The organism is Staphylococcus sp. FSL W8-0305, assembly GCF_037966415.1.
GTDB lineage: Bacteria > Bacillota > Bacilli > Staphylococcales > Staphylococcaceae > Staphylococcus > Staphylococcus aureus.
Genome location: NZ_CP150198.1, coordinates 1,684,935 through 1,709,175, shown reverse-complemented (window position 1 = coordinate 1,709,175; position 24,241 = coordinate 1,684,935). Strand labels below are relative to the sequence as shown.

The following is a 24,241-nucleotide window of genomic DNA, read 5'->3' as shown; positions in this document are numbered from 1 at the left end:
TCATTATAACATTGTCTTAAATTTCTATGAAAAATTATCTTTTGATGATGTGTCATGATAATTCTGTTCTAATTGACGTAAAGCGTCACGGGTATGCTTCTTTAGACCTTCCCCATAATCCATCATTTTAACAATATCTTTAAAAGCGGCACGCGGAATGGCTAAATTTTCTAAATCTGCCATAGAAAATTCAAGGTCAATATCATGTGGTCGCTGTTCAGAAAGTTTATGCACAAAGTCAGGTTCTGTGACAAAAGGAGAAGACATGCCGACCATATCTGCATGTTGTAAAGCATCTAAAGCAGACTCTGGAGAATTAATCCCGCCACTTGCAATTAAAGGGATGCGACCAGCTAAATGTTCATAGACAATTTGGTTAACTGGCCGACCGAAATGTTCACCTGGTGTACGAGACGTATTTTGATAAATATGTCGACCCCAGCTAGCGATTGCTAAATATTGGATGTTTGAAACGTCCATGACCCAATCGATTAATTGATTGAACTCGTCAATGGTATATCCTAAATCACTACCTCTGGTTTCTTCTGGCGTTGCTCGAAATCCTAAAATAAAATTGTCAGGTGCTTCTTTATCAATCACTTCTTGTACCGCACGCATAACTTCTAAACATAATCTTGCACGATTTTTTAATGAGTCGGCACCGTAATGGTCTGTACGTTTATTCGAAAAAGTTGAGAAAAATGTTTGAATCAGCAAACGTTGTGCAATCGAAATTTCCACACCATCAAAACCTGCTTTAATCGCGCGTAATGTAGCATCGCGATACTGCTGAATGATGCTATTGATTTTCTCATGAGACATGGCGATAACATCGTGTTCAATCGGTGAATGCAACGTCATAGGACTTGGTCCATACACCTTTCCAAAATTTAAAATTGCTTGATTTGAAAAACGACCAGCATGCGCTAGCTGAATAATAGCGAGGCTACCATGTTGTTTCATCGTAGATGCCATGTTAGTTAATCCAGGGATACAAGCATCATGATCAATATTAAAGCCGTATTCAAACAATTGACCATAAGGTTCAATGTAAGCAGCGCCGGTGACTTGCATACCAGCTGAATTAGAGCGACGTGCAGCATAAGCCAAGTCTGCTTTTGTAATATAGCCTTCTTTTGTTGATGCGTTTACGGTCATTGGTGATAATACAAAGCGATTCGAAATTTTGATGCCATTAGGTAAGTGGATTGATTGTAAAAGTGGTTTGTATCGGTACATACTATGATTCCTTTTCTATTCAATATTGTTTTCAAAGTACCATGGAAAGAATGAATAATCAATGATGAACAGTCTTGATAGAATAGAATTGGTACATGGAAAGCATTTTTAAAATTAAAATTGAACTAATGAATGTCATTTGTAGGTCTGAAAATATGAATATGAAAAAGAAAAATACAAGCGAAAAGATATAAAAGTTAATTGAAAAACGTTATCATATACGTGGGTATATGAAGAGGGAATGGTATTAAGAACGTTAAAATGTTATGTCGGTTTGATATGACAGGATAAGTTTGGAGATGACGGATTGGTTAAATTAAGCGTATTAGACTATGCCTTAATAGATGAAGGTAAGGATGCACAAAAGGCGTTGCAGGATTCAGTGACACTTGCAAAATTAGCAGATCGACTTGGCTTTAAGCGAATTTGGTTTACAGAACATCATAATGTACCAGCGTTTGCGTGTAGTAGTCCAGAACTTTTGATGATGCATACATTGGCGCAGACAAATCACATACGAGTTGGTTCTGGTGGTGTGATGCTGCCGCACTATCGACCTTATAAAATTGCTGAGCATTTTAGAATGATGGCAGCGTTATATCCAAATCGTATTGATTTAGGTATTGGTAATAATCCGGGTACTACTATGGTAAAGCAAGCTTTAGATGGAATAAATCCTACATATGATAGTTACGATGAATCGATTTCGTTATTACGTGATTATCTTACAATAAAGGATAAGCCAAGTGCGCATACGTTAGGTGTCCAACCACACATTGATCATTTTCCAGAAATGTGGTTATTAAGTAGTAGCGAAACATCTGCCAAAATAGCTGCCGAACTAGGTATAGGGCTTTCTGTTGGAACATTTTTGCTACCAGATATAAATGCGATACATGCAGCGAAGGATAACATTGATATTTACAAAAAATATTTCCAAGCATCAACGATTAAAATGGACGCAAAGGTGATGGCATCTGTATTTGTCATTGTAGCTGATAACGAAGCGGAAGTAGCAGCATTACAACATGCCTTAGATGTTTGGTTATTAGGTAAATTACAATTTGCAGAATTTGAACATTTTCCATCGGTAGACACTGCGCAAAAGTATAAGCTCAATGATCGAGACAAAGAGATGATTCAAGCACATCAAGCACGTATCATTGCAGGTACACAAGAACAGGTTAAAGCACAATTAGATGATTTCATTGCTACGTTTGAAGTTGATGAGGTGTTAGTAGCACCGCTTATTCCAGGCATTGAACAGCGTTGTAAAACATTAAAATTACTCGCGGAAATCTATTTGTAGCATTTTAAATAGAAGAGAAAGGATGAAGATAAGATGAAAAAGTTAGCCAATTATTTATGGGTAGAAAAAGTAGGAGATTTGTATGTGTTTAGTATGACACCTGAATTGCAAGATGATATTGGGACAGTAGGTTATGTTGAATTCGTGAGTCCAGATGAAGTTAAAGTGGATGATGAAATTGTGAGTATCGAAGCATCGAAAACGGTCATTGATGTGCAAACGCCATTGTCAGGAACGATTATTGAGCGAAATACAAAAGCGGAAGAAGAACCGACAATTTTAAACTCTGAAAAACCAGAAGAAAATTGGTTGTTCAAATTGGATGATGTCGATAAAGAAGCATTCCTGGCATTACCGGAGGCTTAAATGGAAACGTTAAAATCAAATAAAGCGAGACTTGAATATTTAATCAATGATATGCGTCGAGAGAGAAATGACAATGACGTATTGGTAATGCCATCTTCATTTGAAGATTTGTGGGAATTATATCGAGGTTTAGCAAATGTCAGGCCGGCATTACCTGTAAGTGATGAATATTTAGCTGTACAAGATGCTATGTTAAGTGATTTGAATCGTCAACATGTTACGGATTTGAAAGATTTGAAGCCAATAAAAGGTGACAATATCTTTGTTTGGCAAGGTGATATCACGACGTTAAAAATCGATGCAATTGTTAATGCTGCGAATAGTCGCTTTCTAGGATGTATGCAAGCTAATCATGACTGCATTGATAATATTATTCATACAAAAGCGGGTGTTCAAGTTCGACTTGATTGTGCAGAGATTATTCGACAACAAGGGCGCAATGAAGGTGTAGGTAAAGCCAAAATAACACGTGGATATAATTTGCCAGCAAAGTATATAATTCATACGGTTGGTCCGCAAATACGTCGATTGCCTGTTTCAAAGTTGAATCAGGACTTGTTAGCTAAATGCTATTTGAGTTGTCTTAAATTGGCTGATCAACAAAGTTTAAATCATATAGCATTTTGCTGTATATCTACAGGTGTATTTGCTTTTCCTCAAGATGAAGCAGCAGAAATTGCTGTTCGAACAGTAGAAAGCTATCTCAAAGAAACAAATTCAACATTGAAAGTCGTGTTCAATGTATTTACAGATAAGGATTTACAACTATATAAGGAGGCATTTAACCGTGATGCAGAGTAGTAAATGGAATGCAATGTCTCTTTTAATGGATGACAAGACAAAGCAGGCTGAAGTATTGCGTACTGCGATTGATGAAGCAGATGCGATAGTGATTGGAATTGGTGCAGGCATGTCTGCATCTGACGGGTTTACATATGTAGGAGAGCGTTTTACGGAAAATTTCCCAGATTTTATTGAAAAATATCGCTTCTTTGATATGTTGCAAGCGAGTTTACATCCTTATGGCAGTTGGCAAGAGTATTGGGCATTTGAGAGTCGTTTTATTACATTAAACTATTTAGATCAACCTGTAGGTCAGTCTTATCTCGCATTAAAATCCTTAGTGGAAGATAAACAGTACCATATCATAACTACGAATGCAGACAATGCTTTCGATGCTGCTGAATATGATATGACGCATGTATTTCATATACAAGGCGAGTATATACTACAACAGTGTAGTCAGCATTGTCATGCTCAAACGTATCGCAATGATGATTTAATTCGTAAAATGGTTGTTGCGCAACAAGATATGCTTATACCTTGGGAGATGATTCCAAGATGTCCCAAATGTGATGCCCCAATGGAAGTGAATAAACGTAAAGCGGAAGTTGGCATGGTTGAAGATGCTGAATTTCATGCGCAACTACAACGTTATAATGCTTTTCTAGAGCAACATAAAGATGATAAAGTGTTGTATTTGGAAATTGGAATTGGTTATACTACGCCACAATTTGTGAAACATCCTTTTCAGCGTATGACACGTAAAAATGAAAATGCCCTTTATATGACGATGAATAAAAAGGCATATCGCATTCCGAATTCAATTCAAGAACGTACCATACATTTAACTGAGGATATCTCAACATTGATTACAACAGCACTCCGGAACGATAGCACAACGCAAAATAACAACATTGGAGAGACAAAAGATGTACTTAATAGAACCGATTAGGAATGGAGAATATATTACTGATGGTGCGATTGCACTCGCTATGCAAGTTTATGTTAACCAGAATATCTTTTTAGATGAAGATATTTTATTCCCTTATTATTGTGATCCAAAAGTGGAAATTGGACGTTTTCAAAATACTGCTATAGAAGTGAATCAAGATTATATAGATAAACACAGTATTCAAGTAGTTCGCCGAGATACTGGTGGTGGCGCTGTGTATGTTGATAAAGGTGCCGTTAATATGTGTTGTATTTTAGAACAAGACACTTCAATTTATGGTGATTTTCAACGATTTTATCAACCAGCTATAAAGGCGTTGCATACATTAGGTGCAAGAGATGTGATACAAAGCGGTAGAAATGATTTAACATTGAACGGCAAAAAAGTGTCAGGCGCCGCAATGACATTAATGAACAATCGTATTTATGGCGGTTATTCGCTATTACTTGATGTTAATTATGAAGCAATGGATAAAGTGTTAAAGCCTAATCGCAAAAAGATTGCATCGAAAGGGATTAAATCTGTGCGTGCACGTGTTGGTCATCTTAGAGAAGCACTGGATGAAAAGTATAGGGATATAACCATTGAAGAATTTAAAAATTTAATGGTGACGCAGATTTTGGGAATCGATGACATTAAAGAGGCGAAACGATATGAATTATCTGATGCAGATTGGGAATCGATTGAAGAATTGGCGAGTAAAAAGTATAAAAATTGGGATTGGAATTATGGGAAGTCACCTAAATATGAATATAATCGAAGTGAAAGATTATCATCAGGTACTGTAGATATTACCATTTCTGTTGAACAAAATCGTATTGCAGATTGTAGAATTTTTGGTGATTTCTTTGGACAAGGTGATATAAAAGATGTGGAACAAGCATTACAAGGAACAAAAATGACAAGAGAAGATTTAACGCATCAGTTAAAGCAATTAGACATCGTTTATTATTTTGGTAATGTTACGGTTGAATCATTGGTTGAGATGATTTTAAGTTAATATTGTTTAGGTATTAATGTCGCACTCTCGTTGAACATGTGTATTTGCTTTTAAAATGGTGACTATGTAGTTATGTGATTTGAACATACGATTGAAAATGAATTTAGTTAATTAGCAAAGACATCATATTTATAGCGTTTGTGTTTATTAGTGATTGGGTATTTGAAAATGGTTAATGATAGTTTTTAAAGGAATAAATTCATTTTCATTTATACAAGTAAGATTAAATAATAGCTACCAAAGTCTATTTATATACGTCAAAATATAATGACTGCTATAATGAATAATCAATAGACACAAAGAGGAGATTATGTGATGAATAATAAAGTATTAGTGACCGGTGGTACTGGTTTTGTTGGCATGCGAATTATTTCACGATTATTAGAACAAGGTTATGAGGTACAAACGACGATACGTGATTTAAGTAAAGCTGATAAAGTAATTAAAACGATGCAAGACAATGGCATTTCCACAGAGCGATTAATGTTTGTCGAAGCGGATTTATCACAAGATGAACATTGGGATGAAGCAATGAAAGATTGTAAATATGTGTTGAGTGTGGCATCTCCGGTGTTTTTCGGTAAAACAGACGATGCAGAAGTGATGGCGAAGCCTGCAATTGAAGGTATACAACGTATTTTAAGAGCTGCACAACATGCGGGTGTTAAACGTGTGGTAATGACTGCAAACTTTGGTGCAGTTGGTTTTAGTAATAAAGATAAAAATTCAATCACAAATGAAAGTCATTGGACAAATGAAGATGAACCAGGCTTATCAGTATATGAAAAATCAAAATTGTTAGCTGAAAAAGCAGCGTGGGATTTTGTTGAGAATGAAAATACGACAGTAGAATTTGCCACAATCAATCCAGTTGCAATTTTTGGACCATCATTAGATGCACATGTTTCAGGAAGCTTTCATTTATTAGAAAATTTATTGAATGGTTCAATGAAACGTGTACCTCAAATTCCATTAAATGTTGTTGATGTGAGAGATGTAGCAGAACTACACATTTTGGCAATGACCAATGAGCAAGCCAGCGGTAAACGATTTATTGCGACGGCTGATGGGCAAATTGATTTATTGGAAATTGCAAAATTAATTAAAGAAAAACGACCTGAAATAGCTCAAAAAGTTGCTACTAAAAAATTGCCAGACTTTATTTTGAGTCTAGGTGCTAAATTTAATCATCAAGCTAAAGAAGGTAAACTTTTATTAGATATGAACCGCAATGTAAGTAACGAACGTGCAAAAACATTACTTGGTTGGGAACCGATTGCGACACAAGAAGAAGCAATTTTAGCAGCAATTGATAGTATGGCTAAATTTCATTTAATATAATACAAAAACACCGTCCATAAGTAAGTGGCTTTCCTCTTGATAAAAGGGGCATTCACTCAATATGTGACGGTGTTTTATATTTTTACGTTAACACTATTGCTGTGGCTTTTGACGACCTTTTAATAAAATTGCTGTTGCACCTACGATTATAATAAATAGAATCGCACCAAATAATCCCATATATTTTACTGCGTTACCGAACACGATACCGACAGCTAAAAAGTCTGTATCTGAGAATGTTGTTGCAGCACCACCTAATTCGCCTAAAAATGGCAAGAATAATAATGGTAAAAACGTTATTAGGATACCATTTAGAGCGGCGCCAGCAACAGCACCTTTAATACCGCCTCTTGCATTACCGAATACAGCAGCCGTTGCACCTAAGAAGAAGTGTGCAACTACGCCAGGTAAAATGACGACGCCACCAAATAAGAATAAGATAAACATACCGATGACACCTGTAATAAAGCTGACAAAGAATCCGATTAGTACTGCATTTTGTGCATAAGGGAACACAATAGGGCAGTCTAATGCAGGTTTAGAATTTGGTACAAGCTTTTCTGAAATGCCTTTAAATGCTGGGACGATTTCAGCTAAGATTAAGCGAACGCCCGTTAAAATAATAAATACACCAGCAGCAAATGTCACACCTTGAATTAATGAAAATACAATAAAGTTTTGACCATCACTAATAGATTCGTGTACATAACTAACGCCCGCAAATAAGCATGCGATGAAGTAAAGTAATGCCATCGTAATCGAGATACTAATTGTACTTTCTCGTAAGAAACTTAAGCCTTTTGGAAATTTAATCTCTTCCGTTGATTTAGACTTACCTTTGAATAATTGACCTACAGCACCTGCGGCAAAGTAACTGATTGAGCCAAAATGACCTAACGCTACTTGGTCATTCCCTGTAATTTTTCGCATCGTAGGTTGGAGTAATGCAGGTAAGACTGCCATGATTAATCCTAATACGAGTGCGCCGATAACAATCGTTAGCCAGCCTTTAATATGACTGACTGTTAAAATGATTGCTAAAAACGCAGCCATGTAAAATGTATGATGACCTGTTAAAAAGATATATTTTAAATTAGTGAAGCGGGCAATTAAAATATTAACAATCATGCCACAGACCATGATGAGTGCAGCTGTTGTTCCAAAATCTTTTAAGGCTAGTGAGACGATAGCTTCGTTGTTAGGTACGATACCTTGCACACCGAATGCGTGTTGGAATATTTTGCCGAATGGCTCAAGAGATCGAACGACGACATCAGCACCTGCACTTAAAATTAAGAAGCCCAATATCGTTTTAATGGTTCCTGAAGTGATTGTTGCGGCAGGTTTTTTCTGAACGATTAAACCTATAAAGGCAATCAGTGCAACAAGAATGGCTGGTTGACTTAAAATATCGACTATAAAATTAAGGATTGCTTGCATAGGTCGTACCTCCTTTAAATCATGTTAAGTTGTTGTAATTTTTCTGAGAGCTTTTGTTGTAATTCAGCTTTGTCTAAAATATTATCAAGAACTAAGACATCCCCTAGACGTTCGGCATTTTCAGCTAAATCTCTACCACAAATAAACAAGTCAGCCATCTCTGGACTTGCTGTCATAATGTCGCTATGTTCAACTTCGATATCAGATGGTGCATTAAGTTGCCTAAGCGCTTCTTGTGCATTCATTTCTACCATAAAACTACTTCCTAAACCGTGGCCACATACTACTAAAATTTTCATATTAATCATGCTCCTTTAAAATGTTTTTAATGTCTTGTGCGTTTGTTGCAGTTAATAGTTGCTGGACTGTTTGGTTATCGCCCAGTACGGTTGCTAAATTTTGTAATACAGATAAGTGTGAATGATTGTCGATGGCACTCAATACAAAAATGAGTGATGCGTAGTGATCTTCATCACAAAATGCCACATGTTGATTCAACTTTAATAGACTTAAACCAACTTGATGTACGTCATTGTTCGGTCTTGCATGTGCAATTGCAATTTCAGGTGCGATAACGATATAAGGTCCAAGTTCATTAACGCTATCAATCATTGCTTGAACATAGCCTTGTTCAATAATTTGTTCTTGTAGTAATGGCTGAGAAGCTATAGTTATAGCTTCAGTCCAATCATTTACTTGTTCTTTTACAATGATGCGTGTTGTTGACAAAATGTCTAATGACACGTTATTAAACCTCCTTTGTCATAGTTAAAGCAATGTGTTGTTTAATTTTAAAAATATTCCCATCTAAGAAATCTTGTCGACATAAGTCGTTGCTTAAGCATTCGCTTAACTGTCCCAATGCCTTTAAATGTGCATTGGGGTGGTCCGTTGCTAATGTAATTACAAGGTGAACGGGATCGTTAGCTTTACTACCAAAAATAATCCCTTCAGTGAAATAAGTTAGTGCGAAACCTACACCATTCTGTACATAATCAGTACCAGCGTGAATAAGTGCAATGTGTGGACTAATGACCATATATGACCCGAATTGTTCTAATTGTTTTAAAATTGCAGCTGTATAATTTGAATTGACAATGCCATCATTGATTAAAGGTTGCACAGCCACTGTAATTGCCGATTCAATTGATAATGGTTGTTTATTTATAATGATGCGATGTTCAGGCAATAAATCTGCGAGTGACTTGCCATCAGTTGCCATTTTCATGACTCGTTGTTCTCTTGAGTCATTGATAATTTGATTCAATTTTTGACGAGATTGCTGATTGATAAATGGATCGACATGAATAACTGGTACAGCTGAGATTTCACAAGGTACTGTTGAAATGACATAATCAATGTTATCTTGCAATAATCGACTTTCTTCCAATTGATAAATGGAATAGGCATCCCAAATGTGAAACTCAGGATACAGATGATTTAGTTTTGATTTTAAAAGTTGCGACGTGCCTATACCAGAACCACATAGTAAGACAACCTTAATCATTGATTGTTTATGTGTTGCAACACGCTCTATACTTGATGCGAAGTGAATTGTAATGTATGTTAATTCATCTTCGTTGAAGCGAATAGCAGCATCTTGTTCAATTGGGCTAATATGCTTGCTAACGGCTTCAATGATTTGAGGATAGCGACGCATAACTTCTTGCCTCAAAGGATTAGGTTGTAGCATATCGTATTTAATACGATGTATAGCTGGTTTGATATGTGTGATAAGACTGGTATGCAACTTGTTGTCTTTTGACATATCAATGCCTAATTCTTGGCTAACACAAGTGATCAATTCATGTATATTTTGCGATAAATCATGGTATTCAAAGGTAATTGAAGATGCTGTATGTTCGGTCATTTTAGAGCCTAGTAAATGTAACGTGATAAAGATAATTTCAGACTCTGGAAATGTGACATTACAACTGCGTTCTAAGTTTTCTATCATTTTTGAAGCAATAGCATACTGATTAGTATGTCGCCATTTATCAATTTCATTGATAGGTATATCGAACGAAAAATTTTCATTTAAACGCTGAATGGCAATGCGTATATGATAGATTAAGCCATCGATAGCCGACTGAACTAAATGATAATTTTCACTATTTAATGTCTTAATAATGGCACGGCGAACTAATGCGATTGATTCTGAATTAAAGATATCAGCCTCTATAAAAGGTGCAGCTTGTTTCATATATTGATGTATAAAGTGTGCATACGCTTTACGATAATGATCTTCCTCACCAATAATATTGAATCCTTTATTGTGGACATAATTTAACTTTAAATGGTATTGATCTAGTTGGGCTTGAATCATTTTAATATCATCTGCAATTGTCCGACGCGAAACATTAACATCTTGCGCAAGTTGCTTTGTTGAAACAGGATCAGTTGTTTCGAATAACTTTAAAGCGATATGTGTGAGTCGCTCATCTTTTGAAAAATGAATTTGATTCGTTAGATTGTGCTCTAATTCATTTAATATCGTTGTGTTAGCTGTTGTTACTTTGATGCCTGCAGCTTTATTACGGCTGACTTGGTAATGATAAGTTTCAGCATATTGCTCAATATATGCTATATCGTATTGAATGGTACGAGGTGATACACCAAGTTGATTAGCAATGGTATTGATTGGAATAAACGTTTGCTCATGAATTAAAAGATACAAAATTTCAATTTGTCTATAACTTAACAACGTAATATCCTCCTATTTGTAATTGTAAGCGATTTCTCAAGAACGTAGATATGCAATCTCTTTCATATTTTAATCCGAAAAATTGCATATCAAAATGTTTATGGCGCAAGATTTTATAGGAACTTTTAAAATAAATTAGATATTCATGTTGACAATTTAAAAATGGCGCAGTATATTTAGTTAGACATCTAACGAAATGGTGGTGCAATAAATGGAATTCACTTATTCGTATTTATTTAGAATGATTAGTCATGAGATGAAACAAAAGGCTGATCAAAAGTTAGAGCAATTTGATATTACAAATGAGCAAGGGCATACGTTAGGTTATCTTTATGCACATCAACAAGATGGGCTGACACAAAATGATATTGCTAAAGCATTACAACGAACAGGTCCAACTGTCAGTAATTTATTAAGGAACCTTGAACGTAAAAAGCTGATCTATCGCTATGTCGATGCACAGGATACGAGAAGAAAGAATATAGGACTGACTACCTCTGGGATTAAACTTGTAGAAGCATTCACTTCGATATTTGATGAAATGGAGCAAACACTCGTATCGCAGTTATCTGAAGAAGAAAATGAACAGATGAAAGCAAACTTAACTAAAATGTTATCTAGTTTACAATAAATGGTAAGCGTGACTGGTAGAAATCAGTCACTTTATCTTTAATGTTATAGTTAGATATCTAATTGTTAGTAAGCTAATTATTGGAAAAGACAAGGAGTATTGAACAATGAAAGACGAACAATTATATTATTTTGAGAAATCGCCAGTATTTAAAGCGATGATGCATTTCTCATTGCCAATGATGATAGGGACTTTATTAAGCGTTATTTATGGCATATTAAATATTTACTTTATAGGATTTTTAGAAGATAGCCACATGATTTCTGCTATCTCACTAACACTGCCAGTATTTGCTATCTTAATGGGGTTGGGTAATTTATTTGGCGTTGGTGCAGGAACTTATATTTCACGTTTATTAGGTGCGAAAGACTATAGTAAGAGTAAATTTGTAAGTAGTTTCTCTATTTATGGTGGTATTGCACTAGGACTTATCGTAATTTTAGTTGCTTTACCATTCAGTGATCAAATCGCAGCAATTTTAGGGGCGAGAGGTGAAACGTTAGCTTTAACAAGTAATTATTTGAAAGTAATGTTTTTAAGTGCACCTTTTGTAATTTTGTTCTTCATATTAGAACAATTTGCACGTGCAATTGGGGCACCAATGATTTCTATGATTGGTATGTTAGCTAGTGTAGGCTTAAATATTATTTTAGATCCAATTTTAATTTTTGGTTTTGATTTAAACGTTGTTGGTGCAGCTTTGGGTACTGCAATCAGTAATGTTGCTGCTGCTCTGTTCTTTATCATTTATTTTATGAAAAATAGTGACGTTGTGTCAGTTAATATTAAACTTGCGAAACCTAATAAAGAAATGCTTTCTGAAATCTTTAAAATCGGTATTCCTGCATTTTTAATGAGTATCTTAATGGGATTCACAGGATTAGTTTTAAATTTATTTTTAGCACATTATGGAAACTTCGCGATTGCAAGTTATGGTATCTCATTTAGACTTGTGCAATTTCCAGAACTTATTATCATGGGCTTATGTGAAGGTGTTGTACCATTAATTGCATATAACTTTATGTCAAATAAAGGTCGTATGAAAGACGTTATCAAAGCAGTTATCATGTCTATCGGCGTTATCTTTGTTGTATGTATGATTGCGGTATTTACAATTGGACATCATATGGTCGGACTATTTACTACTGATCAAGCCATTGTTGAGATGGCGACATTTATTTTGAAAGTAACAATGACATCATTGTTATTAAATGGTATAGGTTTCTTGTTTACTGGTATGCTTCAAGCAACTGGTCAAGGTCGCGGTGCTACAATTATGGCCATTTTACAAGGTGTGGTTATCATTCCAGTACTATTTATTATGAATGCTTTGTTTGGACTAACAGGTGTCATTTGGTCATTATTAATTGCTGAGTCACTTTGTGCTTTAGCAGCAATGTTAATCGTCTATTTATTACGTGATCGTTTGACAGTTGATACATCTGAATTAATAGAAGGTTAAATATTTCGTACACTTCTGGCTGAGTATATTTCGGTCGGAAGTGTATTTTTCAAATAAAAAATAAATATATGATACGATTATGAAAAAATAAAGTGAGATTGGCATATGTATAAATCTAAAATACTGTTGAAATATATTTTTAGTGAAGAATCAGACGTTAAAGATTTAACGGAAGAAAAATATAATCAAGATTACGAAGCATTAACATTTAGCTTTAAAGAGGAAACATATCAAAGTAGGTTAGCAAAGAAAACACCGACTAAAGCAGGGTATTTTGTTACATGTTGGACAAAAGACGAGAACAATTGTAATCAACCATACTCAAAAGAGGCATTTGCAGATTACTTAATGATTATAGTTATTGATGAAGAATTAAGCGGTTATTTCTTATTTCCTAGGGAATTATTGGTAGAAAAAGGCATCTTAACTACATTTGAGCATAAAGGTAAAATGGCTTTTAGAGTTTATCCTAAGTGGTGTAATCAATTGAATAAAAGAGCAGAGCAAACACAAAAGTGGCAATGTAAATATTTTTTTGAATACTAATTAAAAAGTCATATGGTTGAACTTATAAGAGATGTATATATCATCTTTCGATAAGATAACCATATGACTTTATTTTTTATCATTTAATGATGAACAGTTTCTTGTCCTACTTTATTCCAAGTGAGGATAAAGCTCAACATTGCAAACACACTGATTGCTGTTAATAAAATAAAACCGACATCCCATCCGAATTTATCAACTACAGCACCTAAGACGATGTTGGCCATTACAGCACCAAACAGATAACCAAATAATCCAGTTAATCCAGCTGCTGTGCCAGCTGCTTTTTTAGGTACATAATCTAATGCTTGTAAACCAATTAACATAACTGGTCCATATATTAAGAAACCAATGGCAATTAATGAGACATTGTCTAACCAAGCATTGCCTGGAGGATTTAACCAATAAATTAATACAAATACTGTGACACCTAACATAAAGAAGAAACCAGCAGGTCCACGGCGACCTTTGAATAATTTATCAGAAATGTAACCACATAATAATGTACCAGGAATTCCAGCCCATTCGTATAAGAAGTATGCCCAACCTGATGCTTTTAAGTCGAAATGTTTTTCTTCACTTAAGTAGACTGGCGCCCAATCAAGTACACCATAACGCACGAAATAAACAAATATATTTGCAAAGGCAATTGCCCATACCCATTTATTGTTCAGTACATATTTAAATAAAATTTCTTTTGTAGTTAATTCTGTTTCTAATGTTTTCTTATCGCTTGTAGCAAAGTCATTTTTATAAATTTCGATTGGAGGTAAACCTTGAGATTGAGGTGTGTCTCTAATCAATATATATGAAATTGCGGCAATGATAAGTGCTAAGAGTGCAGGGTAAATGAATACACCTTCAAAACCTTTTAAATAACCAAAGTTGATAAATGCTGTTGTTGTAATACCCCAAGCAGCAATAGGTGCCATAATACCTCCACCAACATTATGCGCAACGTTCCAAAGAGCAGTCTTACTTCCGCGTTCACTTACACTAAACCAGTGAACGAGAACACGGCCTGAAGGTGGCCAGCCCATACCTTGAAACCATCCATTTAAGAATAATAGGACAAACATAATACCGATACCTGATGTAAAGAACGGTACAAATCCCATTAACAAATTGACGATAGCAGTGAGTACTAATCCAAGAACTAAGAATATCCGTGCATTGCTTCGATCACTTACAGTACCCATAAAGAACTTACTAAATCCATATGCGATGGAAACAGCAGAAAGCGCAAAACCTAGTTCTGCTTTTGTAAAACCTTGCTCTTGCAATGCCGGCATCGCTAATGAAAAGTTTTTACGTAATAAATAGTACCCAGCGTAACCGATGAAAATACCAAGAAATACTTGGAGACGTAATCGTTTATAGGTATCATCTATCTGATTTTCTGGCAAAGGCTTAATATGCTTTGCAGGTTTAAGAAAATTCATAAAATCCTCCTTAATATGTATTTATATGCATTTTGTGCGATAAACTTATATTAGACATGTATGAAAGCGTTGTCAATATACTTTTATGAAATCTTACATATTTAGTTATTGAAGTATTTTATAAACATTTAGAAAAAATAAATTGCTACACATAAATTTATAATTATGCAATTATTATGTCGTTATACATACTAGCTGTGTATCTACGAAGGAGCGCAAACATATTTTTATTTGCAGAAAAGGGCTAAATGGCATATAACTATCTTTTTTATATAAGTTGGTATAAAATTTATACTAATAGGAGGGATAGTATGAATATAGTAGGGCATCATCACATATCCATGTATACAAAAGATGCAAAACGTAATAAGGATTTTTACACAAATGTCCTTGGATTACGATTGGTTGAAAAGTCGGTTAATCAAGACAATCCTTCAATGTATCATTTGTTTTATGGGGACGAAGTAGGTACAGCCGGAACAATTTTAAGTTTTTTTGAAATTCCCAATGCGGGTCATAAGCAGCCAGGTACTGAAACGATTTATCGATTTTCATTATTAGTACCAAATCAAGCGGCACTTCATTATTTTGAAAAACGTCTTGAGAATAATGGTATTAAGTCTGAACGTTTGTACTATCTTGGACAAGAAGGTGTTGTTTTTAAAGATGAAGACGACTTAGAAATCATACTGCTTGTTAATGATAGTTTTGAAGTACCACATCAATGGCAACATAACGCTTATAGTGAAATACCTCAAGCATATCAAATTTTAGGAATAGGGCCAGTCGAATTAAGAGTTAGAAATGCAGCGCGTACGGTAGAATTTTTGGAAAATGTCTTAGGTTATCGCAAAAGAGATAATAAATCATTCGATGTGCTGACATTAGCACCACAAGGTTTATATTCGGATTTTGTAGTTATTGAGCAACAGGGACAACGTGAAAGACCTGGACGAGGTTATATCCATCATATTGCAGTTAATACACCACAAATGAATGACTTAGATGCAATTTACAAGAAACTACAACAACAACCACAAAGTAATTCAGGTATAATTGATCGCTATTTCTTTAAATCATTATACTATCGCCATAATTCAATTATGTATGAATTTGCGACTGAAGCGCCTGGATTTACTATTGATACACCTGTTGAACAATTAGGAAGTCAATTGAACTTGCCTGACTTTTTAGAAGCAGAACGTGAACAAATTGAAAGTAAGTTACACGAAATATAAAGGAGAATGTTTAATGGCAAAATTAGAAATGAATAAAAATACGCCTCTTGAGTTTGGTTTGTATTCCTTAGGTGATCATTTATTGAATCCATTTAAAGGTGAAAAAGTTAGTTATGAGCAACGTATTAATGAAATTATTGAAGCAAGTAAATTAGCAGATGAAGCGGGTATTGATGTTTTTGCAGTTGGTGAAAGTCATCAGGAACATTTTACGACACAGGCACATACGGTTGTGTTAGGTGCAATTGCCCAAGCGACAAAGCATATTAAAGTTTCAAGTTCTTCAACGATTATTAGTGCAACAGATCCTGTAAGAGTATTTGAAGACTTCGCGACATTAGATTTGATTTCTCATGGTAGAGCCGAAATTGTAGCTGGCAGAGCATCAAGAACAGGTGTTTTTGACTTGTTTGGCTATGATTTAAAAGACTATGATGAATTGTTTGAAGAAAAATTAGGTTTACTTTTAGAGTTAAATAAAACTGAGCGTATTACTTGGTCTGGAAAATATCGTCCAGAACTTAGAAATATGAAAATATTCCCAAGACCAATCGATAATACATTGCCAATATGGCGTGCTGTTGGTGGTCCACCTGCAAGTGCTATCAAAGCGGGAAAACAAGGTGTGCCAATGATGATTACAACCCTTGGTGGCCCAGCAATGAACTTTAAAGGTTCTATAGATGCTTATCGTCAAGCAGCAACTGAAGCAGGTTTCGATGCTTCGCCTAAGTCTTTACCAGTAAGTACAGCGAGTCTGTTTTATACAGCTAAAACAACTCAGGATGCTATGAGAGAATTTTATCCACATTTGAATACAGGGATGTCATTTATTCGTGGCGTTGGTTATCCGAAACAGCAATTTGCTAATTCGTCAGATTATCGAGAAGCGCTAATGGTTGGAAGCCCGCAACAAATTATTGAAAAGATATTGTATCAACACGAGTTATATGGTCATCAACGTTTTATGGCACAGCTTGATTTTGGCGGTGTGCCATTTGAAAATGTTATGAAGAATATTGAGTTAATTGGCAACGACATTATACCAGCGATTAAAAAGCATTTATCAAAATAGGAGGGGCGACATCATGAATATTGTATTATTGTCAGGCTCCACAGTAGGTTCTAAAACGAGAATTGCTATGGATGATTTAAAAAATGAACTAGAAGTCATCAATGAGGGACACCAAATAGCATTGATGGATTTACGAGATCTCGAATTATAATTTAGTGTTGGAAAGAATTATCTAGATACTACAGGAGATGTATATAAATTAACGACGTCGTTAATGCAGGCTGATGTGATTTTTATTGGTTTTCCAATTTTTCAAGCTTCCATCCCTGGTTCTTTGAAAAATGTGTTTGATTTACTTCCAGTCAATGCGTTTCATGATAAGGTAATAGGACTTGTAGCGACAGCAGGTTCTAGTAAACATTATTTAATTCCTGAAATGCATTTAAAACCAATATTGAGTTACATGAAAGCACATACGATGCAAACGTATGTATTCATTGAAGAGAAAGACTTTTCAAATCAACAAATTGTCAATGATGATGTTGTATTTCGTTTAAAAGCGTTGGCACAATCCACAATGCGAACTGCCAAAGTACAACAACAAGTGCTTGAAGAAGAAAATAACCAATACGACTTTTAAAGTATAAAAATAAGACGCTCGGCACACTAAATTTGTAAGTGTTTGAGCGTCTTTTCATATTAACTATATAGCCAGTGAACGACGATAAAGGCAAGTGATGACAAGCATATTGAGGTAATAATGATTGTCATAAGCGGTTTAAGTGCACGATTTTTAAGATCTTTAAATGCAACATTTAATCCTAAAGCAACCATGGCCATTAATAAGCAGATTGTTGATACAGTATTTAAAATATTTAACAATACTGACGGGATAGTTACATATGTATTCACTAAGGCCATAATGACAAATCCAATTAAAAAGTATGGAATGCTTATTCGACCCTTGCTAGATGATTCTGATGAACGGAAGCGCATAATTAAAATAAGTACGATGGTTAATGGAATCAGTAAGAATACTCTACCAAGTTTACCAAGAAGTGCGATTTTAAGTGCATCACTACCACCAAAGCCACCAGCTAAGACAACGTGTGCAATTTCATGAAGACTAACGCCAGACCAAGCGCCATAAACATTTGTCGTCATTGAAAAGATAGCATAGATAGCTGTATATATAAGTGAAAATATCGTACCAATCAATGCGATGATACCGATACTAATAGCTGTATCTTTTTCACGTGATTTGAATATTGGAGCTACTGCAGCAATAGCGGCAGCACCACAAACGCCTGTACCTACACCTAGTAATAATGCGATGTTTTTGTCACCACGCAACAGTTTGTTGACAAAGAGCATCATTACAATACTGAAAATAACGACACCTACATCGATGGCTAATAGTCTACTACCTTGACCGATAATATCGAATATATTGAGTTTAAGTCCATATAGGATGATTGCAAATCTTAATAAATATTTGGATGAAAATGTAATACCTGAGCTATATTGTTCAGGATATCCTTTAAAGTGACGATACAGAATAGCGATTAATATCGCGATAGTTAATGCGCCAACCTTATCTAAGATTGGCAATTTAGCTGCTAAAAAGCTAAATAATGCGACTATAAATGTTAATGATAGTCCAATCATAAAATGCTTATTTTTCAATGATGCCATGAGCAGTGCCTCCTTTAATAGCATTTTAGCACTGTTTTGTCGTATTTTTAAATATAAATTTGGAATGGTTAATAAAGTAGTGATTAAATTAAGTTGTGTGATAGGTATCAAGGGCATCAACCAAAGTAATAGGCACTACAATGCTTATTGTCGAGGCCCCAACATAGAGAATTTCGAAAAGAAATTCTACAAACAGTGCAAGTTGGCGGGGCCCCAACATAGAGAATTTCGAAAAGAAATTCTACAAACAATGCAAGTTGGGGAAGGACAACAAATTTAAGATACAAGGCGTAATATTAATATGTTATTATTATGATAATTTACAGAATTATATGAAAAATAAATGAGGGTGTGATGGTATGTTTGGAATGAAAGTGAATGAACAAATAAGATTAAAAATTTTAGAAGCCCATGACACAGAAGCGCTTTTCAATTTAGTCAATCGTTCAAGAAATTCACTTAGGGAATGGTTACCTTGGGTAGATGCAACCGAGCAACCATCAGATACGCGTGCATTTATTAAAAGTGGACTTTTGCAATTTGCTGATGGTAATGGATTTCAGTGTGGCATTTGGTATGAAGGAACGCTAGTTGGTGTCATCGGTTTACATGAAATTAATCACATGCACAGAAAAACTTCATTAGGGTATTATTTAGATAAACAATTTGAGGGTCATGGGATTATGACACAAGCAGTTGAGGCATTGATAAAGTATTGCTTCGATGAGATTGAATTAAATCGAATTGAGATCAGTGCCGCAGTTAATAATGAAAAAAGCCAAGCTATTCCTGAAAGGCTGGGATTTACTAGGGAAGGTATGTTACGTGACAATGAATTACTAAATGGTATTTATTCATCGAGTTACATCTATAGTTTATTAAAATCAGAATATAATGAAGGATGATAAATCAGACTACAAAAGAGTGATGACTTACATATAAGTGTTACTCTTTTATTTATTTTCAAACTAAAAAGGTTGTTGACAGTATTATTTTATAACAATATAATGATTTTGATAATTATTATCAACTAGATAATGTTCATGGGAGGATGCCTTAAAATCATCATTTTAAGAGCCACGTATTATCTTGGCATTTAGGGAGTGTGAGATAGTACGAATGAGAGCATGTCTATGGGGATAATAGAATTTCTATAATGAGGTGTCAAAATGAAAAAGTTAACAACGCTATTATTAGCATCAACGTTATTAATTGCTGCATGTGGGAACGACGATAGTAAGAAGGATGATTCAAAGACATCGAAAAAAGATGATGGTGTTAAAGCAGAATTAAAACAAGCAACAAAAGCATATGATAAATATACTGATGAACAGTTAAATGAATTTTTAAAAGGTACAGAAAAATTTGTTAAAGCGATTGAAAATAATGATATGGCCCAAGCAAAAGCGTTATATCCAAAAGTTCGTATGTATTATGAACGCTCTGAACCAGTTGCAGAAGCATTTGGAGATTTAGATCCTAAAATTGATGCACGTCTTGCAGATATGAAAGAAGAGAAAAAGGAAAAAGAATGGTCAGGATATCATAAGATTGAAAAAGCATTATACGAAGATAAGAAAATTGATGATGTGACTAAAAAAGACGCACAACAATTATTGAAAGATGCAAAAGAATTGCATGCCAAAGCTGATACATTAGATATCACACCAAAATTAATGTTACAAGGTTCTGTTGACCTATTAAATGAAGTTGCAACTTCTAAAATCACAGGTGAAGAAGAAATTTATTCACATACAGATTTATATGATTTTAAAGCGAACGTTGAAGGCGCACAAAAAATTTATGACTTATTTAAACCTATTTTAGAGAAAAAAGATAAAAAATTAAGTGATGATATTCAAATGAACTTCGATAAAGTGAATAAATTATTGGATAAGTATAAAGATAACAACGGCGGTTATGAGTCATTTGAAAAAGTATCGAAGAAAGACCGTAAAGCATTTGCGGATGCTGTTAATGCATTAGGAGAGCCACTAAGTAAAATGGCTGTGATTACTGAATGACAAATTATGAACAAGTTAACGATAGTACGCAATTTTCAAGACGTACATTTTTGAAAATGTTAGGTATTGGCGGTGCCGGTGTTGCAATTGGCGCAAGTGGTGTTGGTAGCATGTGGTCTTTCAAATCAATGTTCAATACACCAGAAGATCCGGAAAAAGATGCGTATGAATTTTATGGTAAAGTGCAATCAGGCATTACTACACCCACGCAAAAAACATGCAATTTCGTTGCATTAGATTTGAAGTCAAAAGATAGAGATGCAATTAAGGCAATGTTTAAAAAGTGGACGGTTATGGCTGATCGTATGATGGATGGTGATACAGTTGGCAAGCCGAGTAACAATCCTTTAATGCCGCCAGTAGATACTGGTGAATCGATTGGATTAGGTGCAAGCAAGTTAACGATTACCTTTGGAATTAGTAAGTCTTTGATGAAGAAAATTGGGTTATCTAGTAAAATTCCCGATGCCTTTAAAGATTTACCGCATTTTCCGAATGATCAGTTAATAGACGATTACAGCGATGGTGATATTATGATTCAAGCATGCTCAAATGATTCGCAAGTATCCTTTCATGCGGTTCATAATTTAGTTCGTCCATTTCGAGATATTGTTAAGGTACGTTGGGCGCAATCTGGTTTTATCTCTGCTAAAGGTAAGGAAACACCTAGAAATTTAATGGCATTTAAAGATGGAACAATTAATCCTAGAAAGAGTAATCAACTTAAAGATTATGTGTTTATTGATGACGGATGGGCGAAACATGGAACTTATTGTGTTGTCAGACGTATTCAAATACACATTGAAACGTGGGATCGTACTGCACTGGAAGAACAAGAGGCTACATTTGGTCGCAAGCGACATAGTGGTGCACCGTTAACAGGTGGGAAAGAGTTTGATGAAATTGACTTAAAAGCGAAAGATAGTCATGGCGAGTATATTATTGATAAAGATGCCCATACGAGACTAGCGAAAGAAGCAAATACGTCAATTTTACGTAGAGCCTTTAATTATGTTGATGGTACGGATGACCGCACAGGTAACTTCGAAACAGGCTTGTTGTTCATTGCTTTTCAAAAAGCGACCCAACAATTTATCGATATTCAAAACAATTTAGGTAGTAATGATAAGTTAAATGAATACATTACACATAGAGGTTCTGCTTCATTTTTAGTATTACCAGGTGTTAGTAAGGGAGGATACCTTGGTGAAACATTATTTGACTAAAATTATAGCGACGATAATTACTTTAGTTATGGTATTTAGCTTTGGGTTATTGAAAAGTCAGGCAGCAGAACAACAAAGTATTAGTGATGTATATAGTGTGATAACGGATGCAAAATCTGCACTTTCTAATAATTCGATATCGAAAGACAATAAGCTGAAAGCAATTGAGCAAGTGGTAAGTGCAGTTAAGAAATTATCGCTTGAAGATAATAGCGAAGGTAATGCTGTCAAATCAAATGTGAGAAAGCTTGAAGATGCAAAAGCGAATGATGATCAAAAAGATACACTTTCGCAATTAACGAAGTCATTAATTGCTTATGAAGAGAAATTGGCTAGTAAAGATGCGGGTTCTAAAATTAAACTGTTGCAACAGCAAGTCGATGCCAAAGATGCAGCGATGACAAAAGCGATTAAAGACAAAAATAAAGCGGAATTAGAATCTTTGAACAATAGTTTAAATCAGATTTGGACTAGTAATGAAACAGTGATTCGCAATTATGACGCAAATCAATATGGACAAATTGAAGTCGCATTATTACAACTTAGAATTGCAATTCATAAGTCACCATTAGATACGGCAAAAGTGTCACATGCTTGGACAACTTTTAAATCAAATATTGATCATGTCGATAAGAAAAGTGGTACGTCTGCAAATGATCAATACCATGTATCACAATTAAATGATGAGTTAGAGAAGGCGATTAAAGCTATCGACAACAATCAATTGTCGGATGCTGATGCTGCGCTTACACATTTTATAGAAATTTGGCCATATGTTGAAGGTCAAATTCAAACTAAAGACGGTGCTTTGTATACGAAAATTGAAGATAAAATACCATATTATCAAAGTGTATTAGACGAACATAATAAAGCACATGTCAAAGATGGTTTAGTAGATATAAACAATCAAATTAAAGAGGTTGTTGGCCATAGTTATAGCTTCGTCGATGTGATGATTATCTTTTTACGTGAAGGACTAGAAGTGTTATTAATTGTAATGACATTGACTACTATGACGCGTAATGTCAAAGATAAGAAGGGTACTGCAAGTGTGATTGGTGGTGCAATTGCCGGACTTGTATTGAGTATCGTTTTAGCAATTACATTCGTAGAAACACTAGGGAATAGCGGTATGCTTCGTGAGAGTATGGAAGCGGGATTAGGTATCGTTGCGGTCATATTAATGTTTATCGTTGGTGTTTGGATGCATAAACGTTCGAATGCGAAACGCTGGAATGATATGATTAAAAATATGTATACCAATGCGATTAGTAATGGTAATTTGGTATTGTTAGCGACGATTGGTTTAATATCTGTGTTGCGTGAAGGTGTTGAGGTTATCATTTTCTATATGGGGATGATAGGCGAATTAGCGACCAAAGATTTTGTCATAGGTATTGCCTTGGCCATCGTGATATTAATTGTCTTTGCGCTATTATTTAGATTTATCGTCAGATTGATACCTATATTCTATATATTTAGAGTATTGTCGATCTTTATTTTTATTATGGGATTCAAAATGCTTGGCGTAAGTATTCAAAAGTTACAATTATTAGGTGCGATGCCAAGACATGTTATTGAAGGATTCCCAACGATTAACTGGTTAGGATTCTATCCAAGTTACGAACCATTGATAGCACAAGCTGCCTATATTATGGTAGTTGCTATCTTAATCTTTAAATTTAAAAAATAAAAAACAGGCCGAGTGCCTGTTTTTTTTGTTGCTGTATTGTGGATATCGAAGCATTGCAGATATCGCCGCATTGTTGAGGTGCGGATTATCTTAGCATTGTGGATATCGCGGCATTGTTGAGGTGCGGATATCACT

Annotated in this window: 23 protein-coding genes and 1 pseudogene; 17 read left to right on the top strand and 7 right to left on the bottom strand. The window is 34.9% G+C overall.

Features of this window, described 5'->3' with window-relative positions; genetic code table 11:
• Nucleotides 1-24: 24 nt before the first annotated feature.
• Entirely contained in the window at nt 25-1,239 is a 1,215-nt protein-coding gene (locus tag NST10_RS08475; RefSeq protein ID WP_000286469.1) for an NADH-dependent flavin oxidoreductase, read from the bottom strand.
• Between the two features lie 95 nt (nt 1,240-1,334).
• Here NST10_RS08475 and NST10_RS08470 point away from each other — a divergent pair, with 95 nt between their 5' ends.
• The 7 genes from NST10_RS08470 (at nt 1,335) to NST10_RS08440 (ending at nt 6,990) form a co-directional block, all read left to right on the top strand.
• The gene (locus NST10_RS08470; RefSeq protein ID WP_001803958.1) at nt 1,335-1,433 is read left to right on the top strand and encodes a hypothetical protein; all 99 of its coding nucleotides are present in this window, start codon (nt 1,335-1,337) and stop codon (nt 1,431-1,433) included.
• A gap of 113 nt (nt 1,434-1,546) precedes the next feature.
• Complete coding sequence (locus NST10_RS08465; RefSeq protein ID WP_000240069.1) at nt 1,547-2,548, top strand: LLM class flavin-dependent oxidoreductase; 1,002 nt, start codon at nt 1,547-1,549, stop codon at nt 2,546-2,548.
• A gap of 33 nt (nt 2,549-2,581) precedes the next feature.
• Nucleotides 2,582-2,914, top strand: coding sequence for a glycine cleavage system protein H (locus tag NST10_RS08460; RefSeq protein ID WP_000731878.1), 333 nt, complete (start codon nt 2,582-2,584; stop codon nt 2,912-2,914).
• On the top strand, nt 2,915-3,715 hold the full coding sequence (locus NST10_RS08455; RefSeq protein WP_000449073.1) for a protein-ADP-ribose hydrolase: 801 nt from the start codon (nt 2,915-2,917) through the stop codon (nt 3,713-3,715).
• Nucleotides 3,705-4,649 (top strand): NAD-dependent deacetylase, encoded by a 945-nt coding sequence (locus tag NST10_RS08450; protein WP_001191936.1) that lies wholly within the window; start codon nt 3,705-3,707, stop codon nt 4,647-4,649. The genes NST10_RS08455 and NST10_RS08450 overlap by 11 nt, the downstream gene beginning before the upstream one ends.
• Nucleotides 4,627-5,649 carry a lipoate--protein ligase gene (locus tag NST10_RS08445; protein ID WP_000280814.1) on the top strand — a complete coding sequence of 341 codons (1,023 nt, stop codon included), beginning with the start codon at nt 4,627-4,629 and terminating at the stop codon, nt 5,647-5,649. Before NST10_RS08450 ends, NST10_RS08445 begins: the two co-directional genes overlap by 23 nt.
• A gap of 315 nt (nt 5,650-5,964) precedes the next feature.
• On the top strand, nt 5,965-6,990 hold the full coding sequence (locus NST10_RS08440) for an aldehyde reductase (protein ID WP_001060938.1): 1,026 nt from the start codon (nt 5,965-5,967) through the stop codon (nt 6,988-6,990).
• Nucleotides 6,991-7,083: 93 nt separating this feature from the next.
• Here the strand turns inward: NST10_RS08440 and NST10_RS08435 are convergent, their stop codons facing one another.
• From NST10_RS08435 to NST10_RS08420, 4 genes are read right to left on the bottom strand one after another with little or no spacing between them, the layout of a single operon-like run.
• Nucleotides 7,084-8,430, bottom strand: a complete 1,347-nt coding sequence (locus NST10_RS08435; protein WP_001147973.1) for a PTS ascorbate transporter subunit IIC — start codon at nt 8,428-8,430, stop codon at nt 7,084-7,086.
• A gap of 14 nt (nt 8,431-8,444) precedes the next feature.
• Entirely contained in the window at nt 8,445-8,729 is a 285-nt protein-coding gene (locus NST10_RS08430; RefSeq protein ID WP_000699538.1) for a PTS sugar transporter subunit IIB, read from the bottom strand.
• 1 nt (nt 8,730) lies between these two features.
• Entirely contained in the window at nt 8,731-9,174 is a 444-nt protein-coding gene (locus NST10_RS08425) for a PTS sugar transporter subunit IIA (RefSeq protein ID WP_000050762.1), read from the bottom strand.
• 4 nt (nt 9,175-9,178) lie between these two features.
• Complete coding sequence (locus NST10_RS08420; protein WP_000954284.1) at nt 9,179-11,134, bottom strand: BglG family transcription antiterminator; 1,956 nt, start codon at nt 11,132-11,134, stop codon at nt 9,179-9,181.
• 211 nt (nt 11,135-11,345) lie between these two features.
• Between NST10_RS08420 and mepR the strand changes: the two genes are divergently transcribed.
• The 3 genes from mepR to NST10_RS08405 all read left to right on the top strand — a co-directional run bounded on the left by mepR (nt 11,346) and on the right by NST10_RS08405 (nt 13,773).
• Nucleotides 11,346-11,765: a multidrug efflux transporter transcriptional repressor MepR gene (mepR, locus tag NST10_RS08415; protein WP_000397416.1), complete on the top strand. Its 420-nt coding sequence runs from the start codon at nt 11,346-11,348 to the stop codon at nt 11,763-11,765.
• Nucleotides 11,766-11,871: 106 nt separating this feature from the next.
• Entirely contained in the window at nt 11,872-13,227 is a 1,356-nt protein-coding gene (mepA, locus tag NST10_RS08410; RefSeq protein WP_000651040.1) for a multidrug efflux MATE transporter MepA, read from the top strand.
• Between the two features lie 105 nt (nt 13,228-13,332).
• Nucleotides 13,333-13,773 (top strand): MepB family protein, encoded by a 441-nt coding sequence (locus tag NST10_RS08405; RefSeq protein ID WP_000278303.1) that lies wholly within the window; start codon nt 13,333-13,335, stop codon nt 13,771-13,773.
• An 83-nt stretch (nt 13,774-13,856) separates the two neighbouring features.
• Here NST10_RS08405 and glpT read toward each other — a convergent pair whose 3' ends face one another.
• Complete coding sequence (gene glpT / locus NST10_RS08400; protein ID WP_001010115.1) at nt 13,857-15,215, bottom strand: glycerol-3-phosphate transporter; 1,359 nt, start codon at nt 15,213-15,215, stop codon at nt 13,857-13,859.
• A gap of 311 nt (nt 15,216-15,526) precedes the next feature.
• On the opposite strand from glpT, the gene NST10_RS08395 reads away from it, so the two are divergent.
• From NST10_RS08395 to NST10_RS08385, 3 genes and pseudogenes are all read left to right on the top strand, one after another.
• Nucleotides 15,527-16,453 (top strand): VOC family protein, encoded by a 927-nt coding sequence (locus NST10_RS08395; RefSeq protein ID WP_001028218.1) that lies wholly within the window; start codon nt 15,527-15,529, stop codon nt 16,451-16,453.
• A 13-nt stretch (nt 16,454-16,466) separates the two neighbouring features.
• Complete coding sequence (locus NST10_RS08390; protein WP_001086108.1) at nt 16,467-17,528, top strand: LLM class flavin-dependent oxidoreductase; 1,062 nt, start codon at nt 16,467-16,469, stop codon at nt 17,526-17,528.
• Nucleotides 17,529-17,541: 13 nt separating this feature from the next.
• Nucleotides 17,542-18,108 (top strand): annotated as a pseudogene (locus tag NST10_RS08385) (NADPH-dependent FMN reductase).
• Nucleotides 18,109-18,167: 59 nt separating this feature from the next.
• Here the strand turns inward: NST10_RS08385 and NST10_RS08380 are convergent.
• Entirely contained in the window at nt 18,168-19,163 is a 996-nt protein-coding gene (locus NST10_RS08380; protein WP_000157627.1) for a YeiH family protein, read from the bottom strand.
• Nucleotides 19,164-19,522: 359 nt separating this feature from the next.
• On the opposite strand from NST10_RS08380, the gene NST10_RS08375 reads away from it, so the two are divergent.
• The 4 genes from NST10_RS08375 to NST10_RS08360 all read left to right on the top strand — a co-directional run bounded on the left by NST10_RS08375 (nt 19,523) and on the right by NST10_RS08360 (nt 24,106).
• Nucleotides 19,523-20,068, top strand: a complete 546-nt coding sequence (locus NST10_RS08375; protein WP_000467645.1) for a GNAT family protein — start codon at nt 19,523-19,525, stop codon at nt 20,066-20,068.
• Between the two features lie 264 nt (nt 20,069-20,332).
• On the top strand, nt 20,333-21,187 hold the full coding sequence (gene efeO / locus NST10_RS08370; protein WP_000737195.1) for an iron uptake system protein EfeO: 855 nt from the start codon (nt 20,333-20,335) through the stop codon (nt 21,185-21,187).
• The gene (gene efeB, locus NST10_RS08365; protein WP_000186228.1) at nt 21,184-22,413 is read left to right on the top strand and encodes an iron uptake transporter deferrochelatase/peroxidase subunit; all 1,230 of its coding nucleotides are present in this window, start codon (nt 21,184-21,186) and stop codon (nt 22,411-22,413) included. The genes efeO and efeB overlap by 4 nt, the downstream gene beginning before the upstream one ends.
• Entirely contained in the window at nt 22,394-24,106 is a 1,713-nt protein-coding gene (locus tag NST10_RS08360; protein WP_000683719.1) for an FTR1 family protein, read from the top strand. Before efeB ends, NST10_RS08360 begins: the two co-directional genes overlap by 20 nt.
• The last annotated feature ends 135 nt before the right edge of the window (nt 24,107-24,241 follow it).